The following is a 14,671-nucleotide window of genomic DNA, read 5'->3' on the forward strand; positions in this document are numbered from 1 at the left end:
GTGGGCCATCAGCGTAGTCTCCTATAAGGAAGCTGATTCGACCAACACCGGTCAAGATAGTTCTATCTATTTTTGAGACACCACACTAGGAGTCCGCGCGGCAGAACCCTGACTTGAGGGCATCGCCGGATGCGCGCAAGCGGCGCTGGCGATAAATTGACTGCATGCCGACCAGCTACCTACCCTACGCGCCCGACCAGCAGTTGCTTCTGCCCCACTCGTTGCAAGAGTGGCTGCCGCAAGGGCATCTGGCCCACTACATCAACGACACCATCGACACGCTGGATCTGAGCGCGTTCTTCAAGCGCTACCAAGGTGGCGGCTCACGCAACCAGCCCTTCCACCCGGCCATGATGGTCAAGGTGCTGGTGTATGGCTACGCCACGGGCGTGTTCTCCTCGCGCAAGATCGCCAAGAAGCTGCACGAGGACGTGGCCTTCCGGGTGCTGGCCGCAGACAACTTCCCCAAGCCCCGCACGCTGAGCGACTTCCGGGCGCTGCACCTGGAAGAGCTGGCGGCGCTGTTCGTGCAAGTGGTCAAGCTCGCGCGAGAGTGTGGCTTGGTCAAGCTGGGCACCATCGAGGTGGACGGCACCAAGCTGCGTGCCAAGGCCAGCAAGCACAAGGCGATGAGCTACGAGTGCATGCAGGCCAGGGAGATCGAACTGAAGGCGCAGATCGACACCTTGCTCAAGCGCTCCGCCCACCTGGAATGGCTGAGCTGGCGGCGCTGGCTGGACATCCACGGCGTGGACAAGCTGCAGCCCGAGCGCTGGCTGTATTTCAACTACGCGCACCAGATTGCCCAGGCCGCCCTGAGCGGCCAGGGGCTGGCGCTGTCGCGCATGCCCCTGATTGCCGACGCGCTGGCAGCGGGGGACCTGCTGGAGGTGCTGCCCCAGCACCGCATCGACACCCCGCTGGCCTACTGGCTCATGGTGGGCCCGCGTAGCGCACAGCGCCCCGAAGTCAAGGCGTTTTGCACCTGGCTGGCGGCGCAGGCTGAAATCACGCGTGCGGCCATTGGCGATGGGCCCGACCCCGACACGCAAGACCACCACGACTGAAAGGCCCCCGTGAAAACACCAGTCACCGCCGCAGCCTCTCGGAGGACACTTCGCACTGGCCATGGGCTGCCCCACCGCACCACCCGATCACACCAAGCCGGGGCACCCCGCTGACCACGGCCCCACCCCTGCCGCCACCATGCACCCGATCGAGGCCCCCAACGACAACTTTCGCCTGCTGATACGCCAGGCGTCGGCCTTGTGTGTGCTGGTGCACAGCCTGTACATCGCGCTTTTTGTGTGGGCCAAAGTCGATGCACTGGCCTGGCTGAATGTGGCCAGCGTGCTCACCCATTGCACGGCGTTCTGGCTGTCGCGCACCGACCGCCACGTCAGGGCCGCATCCCTGGTGCTGATCGCCGAGATCACCGTGCACGCCATCGCCGCCACGGTGGTCATCGGCTGGGAGGCGGGCTTTCATTACCTGATGCTGCCCGTGGTGCCGGTGGCCATGCTGTCATCCAGCGAACACCGGATGACCAAGAACGCCATCGCACTGTGCCTGACTGCCATCTACCTGGGCCTGGACGGCTGGAGTGACAACAACCCACCTCAGTACCTTCTGGACGACACCGTGCTGGACTTGCTGCGCTACCAGAACATCGTCACGCTGCTGCTGGCCTTCATCGTCCTCTCGCGCGGCTACTACAACATGGTGACCCAGGCGCAGGCCGCGCTGGCAAAGGAAGCGTCCACCGACCCACTCACTGGCGCCGTGAACCGCCGCCGCCTGATGGACATGGGGCGCAGCGAAATGGCAAAGCAGCAGCCGGGGAGCCGCCCCTGGCCCTGCTGCTGTGTGACCTAGACCATTTCAAGCGCATCAACGACACCCATGGCCACCGCGCAGGGGACCTGGTGCTGCAGGATTTTTACCGCCGCGCGCTGGGGGTGACCCGATCCACCGACACGATCTGCCGCTGGGGCGGCGAAGAGTTTCTGATTTTGCTGCCAGATACCCCCACCGCAGGGGCCCACGACCTGGCAGAGCGCCTGCACCAGCCCGTTGTCACCGCCCCGTTCAGGGTGGGTTCAGGCAAGGTGCTGCATGTGACCGTGACCATCGGCGTGGCCACCGTGCGCGCCAGTGAAGACTTGCTGGACGCAGTGCACCGCGCAGATGCCGCGCTGTACCAGGGCAAGCAGCAAGGGCGCAACCAGGTCGTGCTGAGCCAGGCGCCCACGGGGCAGGATGCGCGGCCCGAGCGGGCGCGCAGCCCTGCCATGCGGCAGGACTGAGCCCGCAAAAAAACCGGTCAGGTCAGCCCAGCGTCACGCGGGCAAACTTGCGCTTGCCCACTTGCACGACATAGGTGCCAGCCTCCAGCTTCAAGCCCTTGTCGCTGACCACACCGCCATCCACACGCACGCCGCCGCCGTCGATCAAACGGTTGGCCTCGCTGGTCGATGGCGCCAGATTGGCCTGCTTGAGCAAGGCGCCAATACCCAGAGGTGCGCCGGACAACGCCACATCAGGAATATCGTCGGGCACGCCGCCCTTGCTGCGGTTGATGAAGTCTTGCTCGGCCGCATCGGCCGCTGCAGCGCTGTGGAAGCGGGCCGTGATTTCCTTGGCAAGCGCCACCTTCGCATCCTTGGGGTTGCGCCCGGCCGCCACTTCGGCCTTGAGCGCGGCGATCTCATCCAGGCTCTTGAAGGACAACAAGGTGTACCAGTCCCACATCAGGGTGTCCGAAATCGACAGCACCTTCGCGAACATGGTGTTGGCGTCTTCGGTGATGCCGATGTAGTTGTTCTTGGACTTGGACATCTTGTCCACACCGTCCAGCCCCACCAGCAAAGGCATGGTGAGCACGCACTGCGGCTCCTGGCCATATTCCTGCTGCAAATGGCGGCCCATCAGCAGATTGAACTTCTGGTCCGTGCCGCCCAGCTCCAGGTCGCTCTTGAGAGCCACGGAGTCATAACCCTGCAGCAGGGGGTAGAGGAATTCGTGCAGGCTGATCGAGCTGCCATCGGTGAAGCGCTGGTGAAAGTCGTTGCGCTCCATCATGCGGGCCACCGTGTACTTGGCCGACAGCTGGATCATGCCGCGCGCGCCCAGGGCGTCGCACCACTCGCTGTTGTAGCGAATTTCCGTGCGCGCCGGGTCCAGCACCTTGGCGGCCTGGGTGTAATAGGTTTCGGCGTTGAACTTGATCTGCTCGGGCGTGAGCGGCGGGCGCGTGCTGTTGCGGCCAGAAGGATCACCGATCAGCGTCGTGAAATCGCCGATCAGAAAAATCACCTGGTGGCCCAGATCCTGCAGCTGGCGCATCTTGTTGAGCACCACCGTGTGGCCGATGTGGATGTCAGGTGCCGTGGGGTCCAGGCCGAGCTTGATACGCAGGGGCTTGCCCGTGGACTCGGAGCGCGCCAGCTTCTTGGCCCACTCGTCCTGCGGCAGCAACTCTTCCACACCCCGCAGCGAGACTTCCAGGGCCTTTCGTACACCATCGGACAGCGGGCTTGTTGTAACAGCAGATTGATTCATAAGGGTTTTTTTCGATGTCTGGGGATCGCGCGCCGCTATACTCGGGCTCCATTGCAAAGGCGGATTCTAGTAGGGCCGCCGTTTCGGCACTGGATTCACCGGCCGAAATTTGCCTTGTATCCATCTCAGTGCCTCCACGTGCCGCCGAGCCATCCGCTCCCGACTCAGACGTTGACACACCAATTCTGGGGATAGAACTTGATTCACGGCTTGACCACCGCCAGCCTGGCTTTGCTTGATCGCCTCTCCCAAACCGCCCAAAAACACCCCAAGCGCATCACCGCCGCAGTGGCTGCTGTGCTGCTGACAGGCGGCGGCGGGGCGTTTGCTGTGGCATCGCTTGACCCCGATGCGTCGGACCTGCCCACCAAACTGGTGAGCTATCCGGTTGAATCTCTGGCAGAAAACCTTTCCCTCGAGGCTCTGGAAGCACCAGGCTTCTCGCTGTACCGGTCTGAGCAGACCCGCAGCAGTGACACCGCTGAATCGCTGCTGCAACGCATGGGCGTTGCCGATCCAGCTGCGGCGGCATTCTTGCGCGCTGACAACACGGTGCGCCAAAACTTGCTGGGCCGTGCGGGCCGCCTGGTTTCCGCAGAAACCACGGACGACCATAGCCTGGTACGCCTGACTGCACGCTGGGCTCCCGACGACAGCGGCACCTTCCGCCGACTGGTGGTTGAACGCAAGGGCGAAGGCTTCGCCTCCCGCATCGAAACTGCCCCCCTCACCAAAGGCACCCGCCTGGCTGGTGGCGTGATTCGCAGTTCATTGTTTGCAGCCACAGACGCCGCCAACATTCCCGATGCCGTTGCCATGCAAGTGGCGGAAATCTTCTCCGGCAACATCGATTTCCACCGCTCCCTGCGCAAGGACGACCGCTTCGCCGTAGTTTACGAAACACTGGAAGCCGATGGCGAGCCGCTGCGCACCGGCCGCGTGTTGAGCACCGAGTTCCGCAACAACGGCAAGACCTATGAAGCCGTGTGGTTCCAGGAACCCGAGGCATCCAAAGGCGCCTACTACACCCTGGAGGGTGAGAGCATGCGCCGCGCGTACCTCGCCTCTCCCGTCGAGTTTTCTCGGGTGACCAGCGGCTTCAAGATGCGGATGCATCCGATCCTGAAAACCTGGCGCGCACACCTGGGCACCGACTACGCAGCCCCTACAGGCACCCCGGTGCGCACGGTGGGTGATGGCGTGGTGGAGTTTGCAGGGGTACAGAACGGTTTTGGCAACGTGGTCTTCGTCAAGCACCGCAACCAGCACGTGACCGTGTACGCCCACCTGAGCCGCATTGACGTCAAGAATGGCCAGTCGGTAGAACAAGGCCAAACCGTGGGTGCCGTAGGCGCCACGGGCTGGGCAACCGGGCCGCACTTGCATTTTGAGTTCCGCATCAACGGTCAGCACCAGGACCCACAAACCATCGCCCAGCAAAGCGAGGCAGCAGCACCGGTCTCTGCGGCGGCGCGGCCCGCCTTCCAGCGCTTGGCCGCTGCCATGCGAACCCAACTCTCTTCAGCAGACCTGATCCAGCAGGCCAGCGCCCAGTAAAAGTATTCCCCCCGCCTGCACACGGCCAGCGGGGGAATGAGCCAGACGCCACAACCATGGGTGATCTCTACATCGGACTGATGTCTGGCACCTCGCTGGATGGGGTGGATGCTGTTCTGGTGGACTTCGCTGGAAAACGCCTCCAGGTACTGGGGCACCGATCTGCCCCTTTTTCGGACGAGCTCAAAAGTGAGCTGCTTGCCCTGAACACTTCTGGAGCGGACGAGTTGCACAGAGCTGCACTCGCGGGCAACGCTGTCTCTCGCATCTATGCATCCCTGGTCCAGCAACTGCTGAGTGACCTGCAACTCAACGCTAGTCGAATCAGTGCCCTTGGCGCCCATGGACAAACCGTTCGCCATCGCCCCCAGGAGTTCGACGGCACGGGCTACACACTGCAGTTGCAAAACCCAGCCTTGTTGGCGGAGCTCACCGGCATTCGTGTAGTGGCCGACTTCCGCAGCCGCGACGTCGCGGCCGGGGGCCAGGGCGCACCTTTGGTTCCTGCATTCCACCACGGTGTTTTCCGCAAGCCCAACCAGACCGTGCTGGTGCTGAACATTGGCGGCATTTCCAACATCAGCGTGCTACCAGCGCAAGGATCGGTGATCGGCTTCGATTGCGGCCCCGGCAATGCGCTCATGGACTACTGGTGCCAGCGGCACACCGGTGCACCCTACGACGCTCAAGGCCACTGGGCGGCCCAGGGCACTGTGCACCCGGCCCTGCTGGAAACCTTTTTGAACGAGCCTTTCTTTCAGAAAGCGCCACCGAAAAGCACCGGAAGGGACTTGTTCAATGTGGCGTGGCTCAACAGCAAGTTGCAGCACTTTGCGGACCTGCGCCCCGTCGATGTACAAGCCACTTTGACCGAGCTGACTGCCCAGGCTTGCGCGAACACAGTCAAACAATACGGTGGAGGCGCAACTTTGATGGCAGTGTGCGGTGGCGGCGCGCTCAACAACCACCTGATGCACCGCCTGAAGGACTTGCTCGCCCCTTTACCCGTAGAGCCAACGGATGTGCTGGGCCTACCTGTGATGCAGGTGGAAGCCTGCGCTTTTGCGTGGCTGGCCCGTCAAACCATCGTCGGGCAAGCAGGGAACCTTCCAAACGTCACGGGCGCACAAGGCGCCCGTGTTTTAGGGGCCATCTACCCCGCTTGATGCCCTTTGGCAGGGCTTGGCCTGGTCAGGCAGAGAAGCTGGAACCGCAACCACAGGTGGTGGTAGCGTTCGGGTTCTTGATCACAAACTGTGCGCCCTGAAGGTCTTCCTTGTAGTCGATCTCAGCGCCCACCAGATACTGGTAGCTCATCGCGTCGATCAACAACGACACCCCGTTCTTGGTCATGGTGGTGTCGTCGTCATTGGTGATTTCATCGAAGGTGAAACCGTACTGGAAGCCAGAGCACCCGCCGCCCTGCACGAACACGCGCAGCTTCAAATCCGGGTTACCTTCCTCGGCAATCAGATCCGCAACCTTGGCCGCAGCGCTGTCGGTGAACAGAATCGGCGCGGGCATTTCGGTGGGGACGTTTTCAGCAACTGTACTCATGGGGACTCCGGATTCAGAATTTGCATGCGATGGTACTGCAACTCCCCCGTGCGCTCAGCGCACTGGTTGTTTGACGCTAGTTTGAGTGGGGGCTTTTCTTCAATCAACACAGCCGCAGGTTGCAACTGACCCGCAATCGTTGCCCCTTGGTGCATCTCCAGCGCCCTGTAGTTCACATTGCCTGTGATGCGCGCCTTGGGCTGCAGTTCCAGCAGCTCCGCGGCGTGCACTGGCCCCACCACCGACCCATTCACGATCACATGGTCAGCATGCACAGCCCCCTCCACTCGGGCCGTTTCGGAAATCACCAAGATGCTGGGTTGCTCGGTCGAAGCACGGATATCACCCACCACATCCCCGTCGATCCGAATTCCTTCTTCAAACAGAACATTGCCTTCGATGCGGGTGCCATGGGCAATCAAGCTTTTGATGGGCGGCTGCTTCTTGCGAGAAAACATTGGAACTCCTCCTCAGACGCCTTTGCGGCGCTCCACTGCGAAATCATTGAGACACCGCACCACCACGCCAGGCAGAAAGCCCCAGCACCAGTGCATTGCGCACACGTCCGCAAGCTCCCTCGGCGGACTCAATCCAGATCTACCGCCTGGATTGCCCGAATGGTCTGGCCTTCATAGACACGGGCGGTCACGGTTTTTACCACGACATTCAGAGGCAAAGCGAATACGCCTCCCAAGCGACGGTACTGGCGAAACTGGATCGCCTGCCCTTCAGGCGGGAAGGCCTGCGTCCAAGGCTTGCCGTTGAGAACACCCGCAAGCACCAATTCGAGGCGCCCTTTGAATTCCGGCGCATTGCGTGCAGCAGCAGCCTGAATGACCAGCACCTGCCACTTCAGCTGCGCACCACCCACCAACTCCGCTTTCAGGCCACGTATGGTGACGCCATCCGATTTGGCCGCAGGAATGAGTTTTTCAAAAAAGCCCAGATCGTCTCGCAGGGCGCGATTCTCCGCTTCCAGCAGCTTCACCTGGGCAGTCAGGCGCTCCAGTGTTGCACGATCAGCAGTCAAGAGACTCTCCGCCGTTTGCGACAGCAACTGGGTTTGCTGTGACTGCTCCCGCAATCGCTCAATCTCGGCGCGCAGTTGCATTACCTCCTGCCGCGAAGTGGGCTCAAGGCCTGCAATCGACTTGCCAAACTCAAAAGCCCACAAGGCGGTGGCTGCGCTCAGGCCCAAGGCAAGCGCCAATACCAGCCAGCGCAGGGGCCACGGCATCGCACTGCGAATGGCCACCCTGGGTGCGCTAATGGTCAACCGCCGACGAAGCAAACGAAAACGCATGTACGAACCATCCCCCTTGAAGAAGCACGCACCATAAACGAAAAAACCGCCCGAAGGCGGTTTTTGCAGAGGCCGGGGGAAAACCCGGTCTCCTGAAGGCTGCGAAGATTAACGCTTCGAGAACTGCTTTGCACGACGTGCAGAGTGCAGACCGACCTTCTTACGCTCCACTTCACGTGCATCACGTGTCACGAAGCCGGCTTGGCTCAGTGCAGACTTGAGTGCTGCATCGTAGTCGATCAGAGCGCGGGTGATGCCGTGACGGGTTGCACCGGCTTGACCGGATTCACCACCGCCGTGGACATTGACCTGGATGTCGAAAGTTTCGACATGGTTGGTCAGCACCAGGGGTTGCTTGGCAATCATGATCGATGTTTCGCGGCCGAAGTAGGACTGGATGTCCTTGCCGTTCACAGTGATCTTGCCGGAGCCTTTTTTCAGAAACACGCGGGCGACGCTGGACTTGCGACGGCCGGTGCCATTGTTCCATTCACCAATCATTCTCAAGGCTCCTTAGATTTCCAGCACTTTGGGCTGCTGGGCGGCGTGGGGATGCTCAGCACCACCGTACACCTTGAGTTTCTTGATCATTGCATAGCCCAGGGGACCCTTAGGCAGCATGCCCTTGACAGCCTTTTCCAGAGCACGACCAGGGTGCTTGGCTTGCATGTCGCGGAAGTTGGTGGCCGTGATACCGCCGGGATAGCCCGAGTGACGGTAGTACACCTTGTCCAGGGACTTGGTGCCGGTAACCTTGAGTTGGGCTGCGTTGATAACGACGATGAAGTCACCGGTATCGACGTGAGGCGTGTAAATGGCCTTGTGTTTGCCGCGCAAACGGAGAGCAACTTCGCTGGCTACTCGTCCGAGGACCTTATTGGTCGCGTCAATCACAAACCACTCGTGCACAACCTCAGCGGGCTTTGCGCTGAAAGTAGTAGTCATGAGTTTCTCTTTTCAAGAGGGGGTTTGTAAGGGCCCTTTTCCACGGTCGGTGCTTCTCTGAAGGAAGCCTCTTAGGTGGGACTGATGTGTTCGCCGCGGGGCCGCTCAATCGCTGCGAAGCCTGTGATTATACGAAGTTTCACAAAAGCGGCACAACCGCTCGTCCCGAAGCCCGTCCGCCGAGGCGCCAAACCACTCAGTTGCCCATCTGCCGGGCACGCTGCTCCTCAGCCTCGTAGCGCTTTCGGTTCTCGACACAGATGGCCTGCCCGACCTGCGACGGCTTTTGGCATTCCTGATGAATGCACATGGGTTTGGCCAAGAAGCCAGCATTCGCGCAAACCTCTTGGGGCGTCGGGATTTTGGCGGGTGCTGGCCGGGGTTTCGGCTCAGGCGGTGGCGGGGGAGGCGGAGGAGGCGCTTCCACAGCCACCACCGGCGCGGGGGCAGGCTCTGGAGCCACCTTTCTTGCAGCGGCGCTGTTGCGCACCACGGGCTTGGGCGCCGTAGCCGGCTGGGACGCAGAAGCTGCAACCAGCGGAGGATCCACGAGACTGGGCTCCGCCACAGCCACCTCACTGGCGACCGAGGCGCTGGCCACCGGAGCAGATGCTTCCACCAGCGTCAAAGCAGCTGGTGGCTCAGCCATTTCGGTGATGATGTCATCCGCCACCGGAGCCTTGCGTGCATACAGCCCCCAGCCCGCACTCGCCACCGCCATGAAAGCAACCGCAGCCACAGCCCCCCAGCGCAAACTCTTGTGGCGACGCGGGACAGCAGCGCGGGCCCGTTGACTCGATTCTTGCGAAGCGCTCGCAGACCTGGAAGACTTGGAAGCATGCCCCCCTACTTCGCGGTGCGCGCCCGATCCTGAACGATGACCTGACGAACTGGACGACTCCAACTCCTCCATCATCACCGTATCGCCCGGATCCATGAAAACGGTATCTGCAGCCTCTACAGCCACCGTATCAGGGCCTGAGTCAGCATCCACCCGCTTGGAATCGCGCAAAGCGGCAGGAGCAGAGACCGCGGCTTGCGCGCCCCCCAGCGATGCCTGGATATCCGCCACGATCTTGGGCGCAGAGGTCACATCCACGGTGGGCGTCAGCAACCCAGGGCCGGGCTGGTCCGCAGGCTCGACCCAGATGTCGCCCAGATCAGCGCGGAAATCGAATCCGTCAATACCTTCAGGTGCAGACACCATTTCCATGGCCTGCAAGAAGGCGTCAATGCTCTGAGGACGATCTTCGGGGCGCAAAGAGAGGGCCTGGCTCACCGCTTCGATAAACGCAGGCGAATACTCGACACCAAACTGCCGCTTCACGGTCTTGGCAACGCGGGGGAACGGCACCATGCGATCTCGAATGGAACGCAAGGTGGCAGGCAAAGGCGTGTCGTTGCACAGACAGCCGTGCACGACCGCCGCCAGCGAATACAAATCGCTCCAGGGCCCCTGGCGCAGGTCGTCATCGGTTTCTGAATACTGCTCGATGGGCGCATAGTTGACCTTGAGCACCGCAGTGTGCTGGCGCCCCTGGTCATTGATGGCGTGGCGTGCGGCCCCCAGGTCCAGCAACACGGGGGGGCCATAGTCTTGCAAGAAGATGTTGTCTGGAGAGATATCGCGGTGCAGCGTCTTGCCGTCGTGCAGCACCCGCAGCGCCCCCAGCACTGACCACAGCACCTTGCGCAGCCAGGCCTCTGGCGGCGGAGTGCGCATCTGCGCACGCGCTTGCTTGAACGTCATGCCGCTGTAGAGCGGCATGACCATGTAAGCCGTGTTGTTCGCCTCCCAGAAACGGAACACCTTCACGAGCGAAGGGTGATCAAACTGGGCCAGCAAGCGCGCTTCGCCCACAAAGGAAGCCAACCCGGCCTGGAAGGTCTGCTGATCGGACGAAGAGCGAACCCCCAGGGATTGCCCGTGCACACGCCCTGCCAGAGCCGTCGGCATGTATTCCTTGATGGCCACCGCGCGGTGCAGGGAATGGTCAAACGCCTTGTAGACCATGCCAAAACCGCCCACACCCAGAAGCCCCAGGATTTCAAACTCAGCCAGCCTGGTGCCGGGCGGCAGCGCATCAACGTGGCTGACGCCGGCGGCAGGGGTTTGACTGGATCGTTCGATCATGGTGGGAAGGGAGCAGGACCGGGTCTGAAAGGGCACTCAATGGTGCCTGCCAAGCGTCTAGGCTGGGCAACAGACGCGATGATGCGATATCAAAGCCTGTAGAGAAGCCACAAAAAGCAGACTGTCTGAGAAAAACATCACAGGCCGCCGGAAGGTTGTGATTTTGCCCGGCTCCCGGACGATTTGTATGAGGTTTCTCAGCACTCAAGGCCGTCAAGGTACGCAATCGTTACCATACGGGCATGTTCAGTTATCGCCACGCATTCCACGCAGGCAACCATGCCGATGTGCTCAAGCACACGGTTTTGATTGCCACCTTGCAATATCTCACGGAGAAAGACGCGGCGTTGACCGTTCTGGATACCCACGCCGGCGCGGGCCTCTACCGGCTGGATGGCGACTACGCCAGCACCAGCGCAGAAGCCTCGGACGGCATCTTGCGCCTGGTCGCCCCCGAAGTACCGCCCCTCACACCGGCTCTGGCAGCGTATGTAGACATGGTGCGGGCCTTCAACCAAGGCAGCAAAACCAGGGTGTACCCCGGCTCGCCCTTCATCAGCCAGCGCCTGCTGCGCGGGCATGACAAGCTCAAGCTGTTTGAACTTCACCCCACGGACATGCGCGCGCTGGCTGGCAACGTGGCCCAGCTGGAAGCCGGCAGGCAAGTGGCCGTGCTGCATGAGGATGGCTTTGAAGGCATCAAAAAATTTCTGCCGCCACCGGCCCGCCGCGCTTTGGTGCTGTGCGATCCCAGCTATGAAATCAAGAGCGATTACGGCAAGGTGCTGGACATGGTCACGGATTCGCTCAAGCGCTTCGCCACCGGCACCTACGCGGTGTGGTACCCCATCATTCCCCGCCCTGAAGCCCATGATTTGCCCCGGCGGCTCAAGACCCTGGCCACCAAGGCGGGCAAGAGCTGGCTGCATGCCACGCTGACGGTGAAATCCAGCAAGGTCACAGAAAACGCGGCTGGGGAAACCAAACGCCCAGGTCTGCCAGCCAGCGGCATGTTTCTGATCAATCCGCCCTTCACCCTCAAGCCCGCGCTGAAGGAAGCCCTGCCCCAAATGGTGGAGTTGCTGGCGCAAGACAAGCACGCCACGTACACACTGGAATCAGGCAGTTGAAGACAGGCCCGCGGCGGCCTAATCGGGCCGCTTGGGCGGGCAGGCATCTTCGCCCGCACCCAGGGGAAACACATCCACCGGCTTGAGCCCCAAGCCGTGAAGCCCCAAGGCAATGGCAGCGCCCCGGCTGAGGTCTACCACCCGGTTGGCGGCGTGCGGGCCCCGGTCGTTGATGCGGACGACCACCCCGCGCCCGGTGATCTGGCTTCGCACGCACACCATGGTTCCGAACGGCAAGGTGCGGTGCGCAGCGGTCATGGCGTGCATATCAAAGCGCTCGCCACTGGCGGTGCGGCGCTTGTGAAAACCAGGGCCGTACCAGGAAGCCAGCCCGGTTTCGCTGGGCAAGACTTCTGCCTCCTCCTCCCCCTCTTCGTCCTCGTCCCTGCTCAGCAGATCGATGGCGGAGCGCTGGGCGGGAAGCGGTTTTTCCGCATCAGAGGATGACGTCGCACTGGGGTCGGGCATGCCCGAATCCTCATGGGCAAGAACAACGACAGGCCAGGCCAGCACCACAGCGGCACAGACCAGCAAGGCAGACCAGAGCCTGCGCACACTTGCAAGCCCTGCCGCGCGCTGCCCTGGCACGTTTACAGCTCCAGTCGGCGGCAGATCTCCAGCGTGGCCGCGCTCTGGTTCATGGTGTAGAAGTGCAAGGCGGGCACCCCGGCGCTGCGCAACTGATCACATAGATCGGTCACCACGTCCAGGCCAAACGACTTGATGCTGGCGGTATCGTCGCCAAACGCCTGCAGGCGCAGCCGGATCCAGCGCGGAATCTCGGCGCCGCACGCATCCGAAAAACGCATCAGCTGCGTAGAGCTGGAGATGGGCATGATGCCGGGCACGACGGGAATGTCTGCACCCAGCTTGTACGTGTCCTCCACAAAGCGGAAGTACGCATCGCTGTTGTAGAAATACTGGGTGATGGCGGCATCAGCACCCGCACGCACCTTGGCCACATAGGCCTTGAGGTCAGCCTCGGGCGAACGGGCTTGCGGATGCACCTCGGGGTACGCGGCCACCTCGATGTGAAAGTCCCGCCCCGTTTCTTCGCGGATGAAGGCCACCAGGTCGCTGGCGTACTGAAATTCGCCTCCCGCGCCATAGCCGCTGGGCAAGTCGCCCCGCAAAGCTACCAGCCGCCGCACGCCCATGCCCTTGAGCACAGCCAATTGCTCACGCACCGACTGCCGAGTGGCACCAATGCATGAAAAATGGGAGGCCGCGCTGACGCCTTCCGAAAGGATCTCTTTCACCGTGGTGAAGGTGCCCTCTTGCGTGGAGCCACCCGCCCCATAGGTCACGGAACAAAACTCTGGATGCAGGGCATACAGCTGCTGGCGCACGGTACGCAGCTTGACCGCGCCCTCTTCGGTTTTTGGCGGAAAGAATTCCAGGCTCACCGGGAAACCGGTGGCTTCGGTCTTGGCAGCGTTCATGCAGCCCTCCTTGCGTCAATAAAGAATTCCCGGTTGCCGTCGCCGCCCTGAATAGGGCTGTCGATCCACGACAACACGTCCAGGCCCACCTCGGCACAGCAATCGCGGATGCGCTTTTCCACCACGGGGTACAGCGCTTCGTCGCGCACAATGCCGCCCTTGCCAACCTGGCCGGGCTGTAACTCAAACTGCGGCTTGACCAGCATGAGCAGCCGGCCCTGCGGGGCCAACAGCGGCACCAGCGCGGGCAGTACCAGCGTCAGCGAGATGAACGACAAATCGCCCGTGATCACATCAAACACGGGCGTGATGTTCACCTCCTCACGCCCCGGCTTGCGACGGCGCACCACGGGCAAAGAGCCCTCGGCACGCGCCTTGGCCTTGGCAGCGCGCTCGGCCTTGAAGGCTTCCACGTCCTGCTCCTTGGCGTCGTCGCTGTCGTCGTACTCTTCATCCACCAGCCCGCCGTTGCGCATCCAGCTGTAGGGGGCCACGGGCTGGGTCTCGTTGTCCTCTTCGTCCTGCACCTCTTCTTCAGACAAGGCCACGTCGCAGCCTTCCAGGAGGGACTCGGCAGTCATCGCCCGAGCGTTCAGGCCTTCCACGCCCACCACGCGCGGGTCATCGCGCAGACGCTCGTGCAACTGGCCGTGGCCCACGTCCACGCCAATGACCTGGGCGGCACCGTGCTGCAGCAAGCAGTCGGTGAAGCCGCCGGTGCTCTGCCCCACATCAAGGCAGCGCAAGCCTTTGACCACCAGCCCCGTCGCCTTGAGGGCGCCTTCGAGCTTGAGCCCCCCGCGCGAGATGTACTTCGCCTCGGCATCGTCCAGCAAGCGCACCTCTGCCATGGGTGGAATGTCATCGCCGTTCTTGACCACCTTGTTCCAGGCAGACAGCGGCGTCAGCCGCCACTCCACCCCCGAGGCAATCAGGCGTTGCGCCTGTGAGCGCGTGGCGGCTTGGCCGCCTTCCACCAAAAAAACATCTGCGCGCATGCGTACTCTCTTGTCATCCGACGGAAATTGGAATAAAAACAGGC

16 protein-coding genes are annotated in these 14,671 nt (G+C 62.0%); 6 read left to right on the top strand and 10 right to left on the bottom strand.

Annotated elements, in window-relative coordinates; genetic code table 11:
- Window positions 1-164: 164 nt before the first annotated feature.
- From IHV84_RS20485 to IHV84_RS13695, 3 genes are all read left to right on the top strand, one after another.
- Window positions 165-1,067, top strand: coding sequence for a transposase (locus tag IHV84_RS20485; protein WP_233100014.1), 903 nt, complete (start codon window positions 165-167; stop codon window positions 1,065-1,067).
- A 61-nt stretch (window positions 1,068-1,128) separates the two neighbouring features.
- Window positions 1,129-1,875 carry a hypothetical protein gene (locus tag IHV84_RS13690; RefSeq protein ID WP_198847263.1) on the top strand — a complete coding sequence of 249 codons (747 nt, stop codon included), beginning with the start codon at window positions 1,129-1,131 and terminating at the stop codon, window positions 1,873-1,875.
- Window positions 1,863-2,306: a GGDEF domain-containing protein gene (locus IHV84_RS13695; RefSeq protein ID WP_233100017.1), complete on the top strand. Its 444-nt coding sequence runs from the start codon at window positions 1,863-1,865 to the stop codon at window positions 2,304-2,306. The genes IHV84_RS13690 and IHV84_RS13695 overlap by 13 nt, the downstream gene beginning before the upstream one ends.
- Before the next feature lie 22 nt (window positions 2,307-2,328).
- On the opposite strand, the gene tyrS is transcribed toward IHV84_RS13695, so the two are convergent.
- Window positions 2,329-3,561: a tyrosine--tRNA ligase gene (gene tyrS / locus IHV84_RS13700; RefSeq protein ID WP_198847264.1), complete on the bottom strand. Its 1,233-nt coding sequence runs from the start codon at window positions 3,559-3,561 to the stop codon at window positions 2,329-2,331.
- Window positions 3,562-3,759: 198 nt separating this feature from the next.
- Here tyrS and IHV84_RS13705 point away from each other — a divergent pair, with 198 nt between their 5' ends.
- Window positions 3,760-5,118 carry a M23 family metallopeptidase gene (locus IHV84_RS13705; RefSeq protein WP_198847265.1) on the top strand — a complete coding sequence of 453 codons (1,359 nt, stop codon included), beginning with the start codon at window positions 3,760-3,762 and terminating at the stop codon, window positions 5,116-5,118.
- Between the two features lie 56 nt (window positions 5,119-5,174).
- Window positions 5,175-6,284 carry an anhydro-N-acetylmuramic acid kinase gene (locus tag IHV84_RS13710; RefSeq protein WP_198847266.1) on the top strand — a complete coding sequence of 370 codons (1,110 nt, stop codon included), beginning with the start codon at window positions 5,175-5,177 and terminating at the stop codon, window positions 6,282-6,284.
- Between the two features lie 25 nt (window positions 6,285-6,309).
- On the opposite strand, the gene erpA is transcribed toward IHV84_RS13710, so the two are convergent.
- The 6 genes from erpA to IHV84_RS13740 form a co-directional block, all read right to left on the bottom strand.
- Entirely contained in the window at window positions 6,310-6,675 is a 366-nt protein-coding gene (gene erpA, locus IHV84_RS13715; protein WP_044396980.1) for an iron-sulfur cluster insertion protein ErpA, read from the bottom strand.
- Window positions 6,672-7,133, bottom strand: a complete 462-nt coding sequence (locus tag IHV84_RS13720; protein WP_198847267.1) for a polymer-forming cytoskeletal protein — start codon at window positions 7,131-7,133, stop codon at window positions 6,672-6,674. The genes erpA and IHV84_RS13720 overlap by 4 nt, the downstream gene beginning before the upstream one ends.
- A 128-nt stretch (window positions 7,134-7,261) precedes the next feature.
- Window positions 7,262-7,978: a DUF6776 family protein gene (locus IHV84_RS13725; protein WP_198847268.1), complete on the bottom strand. Its 717-nt coding sequence runs from the start codon at window positions 7,976-7,978 to the stop codon at window positions 7,262-7,264.
- Between the two features lie 108 nt (window positions 7,979-8,086).
- A complete protein-coding gene (gene rpsI / locus IHV84_RS13730; RefSeq protein ID WP_198847269.1) occupies window positions 8,087-8,479 on the bottom strand; it encodes a 30S ribosomal protein S9 in 393 nt (130 codons plus the stop codon).
- Window positions 8,480-8,491: 12 nt separating this feature from the next.
- The gene (gene rplM / locus IHV84_RS13735) at window positions 8,492-8,923 is read right to left on the bottom strand and encodes a 50S ribosomal protein L13 (protein ID WP_044396978.1); all 432 of its coding nucleotides are present in this window, start codon (window positions 8,921-8,923) and stop codon (window positions 8,492-8,494) included.
- A gap of 196 nt (window positions 8,924-9,119) precedes the next feature.
- Window positions 9,120-11,057: a serine/threonine-protein kinase gene (locus IHV84_RS13740; protein WP_198847270.1), complete on the bottom strand. Its 1,938-nt coding sequence runs from the start codon at window positions 11,055-11,057 to the stop codon at window positions 9,120-9,122.
- 242 nt (window positions 11,058-11,299) lie between these two features.
- Between IHV84_RS13740 and IHV84_RS13745 the strand changes: the two genes are divergently transcribed.
- Window positions 11,300-12,187: a 23S rRNA (adenine(2030)-N(6))-methyltransferase RlmJ gene (locus IHV84_RS13745; protein WP_044396975.1), complete on the top strand. Its 888-nt coding sequence runs from the start codon at window positions 11,300-11,302 to the stop codon at window positions 12,185-12,187.
- A gap of 18 nt (window positions 12,188-12,205) precedes the next feature.
- On the opposite strand, the gene IHV84_RS13750 is transcribed toward IHV84_RS13745, so the two are convergent.
- The 3 genes from IHV84_RS13750 to IHV84_RS13760 form a co-directional block, all read right to left on the bottom strand.
- Complete coding sequence (locus IHV84_RS13750) at window positions 12,206-12,655, bottom strand: septal ring lytic transglycosylase RlpA family protein (protein WP_198847271.1); 450 nt, start codon at window positions 12,653-12,655, stop codon at window positions 12,206-12,208.
- 122 nt (window positions 12,656-12,777) lie between these two features.
- Entirely contained in the window at window positions 12,778-13,629 is an 852-nt protein-coding gene (gene metF, locus IHV84_RS13755; protein ID WP_198847272.1) for a methylenetetrahydrofolate reductase [NAD(P)H], read from the bottom strand.
- Window positions 13,626-14,627: a TlyA family RNA methyltransferase gene (locus tag IHV84_RS13760; protein WP_198847273.1), complete on the bottom strand. Its 1,002-nt coding sequence runs from the start codon at window positions 14,625-14,627 to the stop codon at window positions 13,626-13,628. The genes metF and IHV84_RS13760 overlap by 4 nt, the downstream gene beginning before the upstream one ends.
- Window positions 14,628-14,671 lie beyond the last annotated feature (44 nt).

The sequence above is a fragment of the Acidovorax sp. IB03 genome, assembly GCF_016406015.1.
Classification (GTDB): Bacteria; Pseudomonadota; Gammaproteobacteria; order Burkholderiales; family Burkholderiaceae_C; genus Acidovorax; species Acidovorax temperans.

What these genes read in the sequence shown, in the direction of transcription:
- IHV84_RS20485 (WP_233100014.1), top strand. Translation starts at nt 165, where the DNA reads ATGCCGACCAGCTACCTACCCTACGCGCCCGACCAGCAGTTGCTTCTG.
- IHV84_RS13690 (WP_198847263.1), top strand. Translation starts at nt 1,129, where the DNA reads ATGGGCTGCCCCACCGCACCACCCGATCACACCAAGCCGGGGCACCCC.
- tyrS (WP_198847264.1), bottom strand. Translation starts at nt 3,561, where the DNA reads ATGAATCAATCTGCTGTTACAACAAGCCCGCTGTCCGATGGTGTACGA.
- IHV84_RS13710 (WP_198847266.1), top strand. Translation starts at nt 5,175, where the DNA reads ATGGGTGATCTCTACATCGGACTGATGTCTGGCACCTCGCTGGATGGG.
- erpA (WP_044396980.1), bottom strand. Translation starts at nt 6,675, where the DNA reads ATGAGTACAGTTGCTGAAAACGTCCCCACCGAAATGCCCGCGCCGATT.
- IHV84_RS13720 (WP_198847267.1), bottom strand. Translation starts at nt 7,133, where the DNA reads ATGTTTTCTCGCAAGAAGCAGCCGCCCATCAAAAGCTTGATTGCCCAT.
- IHV84_RS13725 (WP_198847268.1), bottom strand. Translation starts at nt 7,978, where the DNA reads ATGCGTTTTCGTTTGCTTCGTCGGCGGTTGACCATTAGCGCACCCAGG.
- rpsI (WP_198847269.1), bottom strand. Translation starts at nt 8,479, where the DNA reads ATGATTGGTGAATGGAACAATGGCACCGGCCGTCGCAAGTCCAGCGTC.
- rplM (WP_044396978.1), bottom strand. Translation starts at nt 8,923, where the DNA reads ATGACTACTACTTTCAGCGCAAAGCCCGCTGAGGTTGTGCACGAGTGG.
- IHV84_RS13740 (WP_198847270.1), bottom strand. Translation starts at nt 11,057, where the DNA reads ATGATCGAACGATCCAGTCAAACCCCTGCCGCCGGCGTCAGCCACGTT.
- IHV84_RS13745 (WP_044396975.1), top strand. Translation starts at nt 11,300, where the DNA reads ATGTTCAGTTATCGCCACGCATTCCACGCAGGCAACCATGCCGATGTG.
- IHV84_RS13750 (WP_198847271.1), bottom strand. Translation starts at nt 12,655, where the DNA reads ATGCCCGACCCCAGTGCGACGTCATCCTCTGATGCGGAAAAACCGCTT.
- metF (WP_198847272.1), bottom strand. Translation starts at nt 13,629, where the DNA reads ATGAACGCTGCCAAGACCGAAGCCACCGGTTTCCCGGTGAGCCTGGAA.
- IHV84_RS13760 (WP_198847273.1), bottom strand. Translation starts at nt 14,627, where the DNA reads ATGCGCGCAGATGTTTTTTTGGTGGAAGGCGGCCAAGCCGCCACGCGC.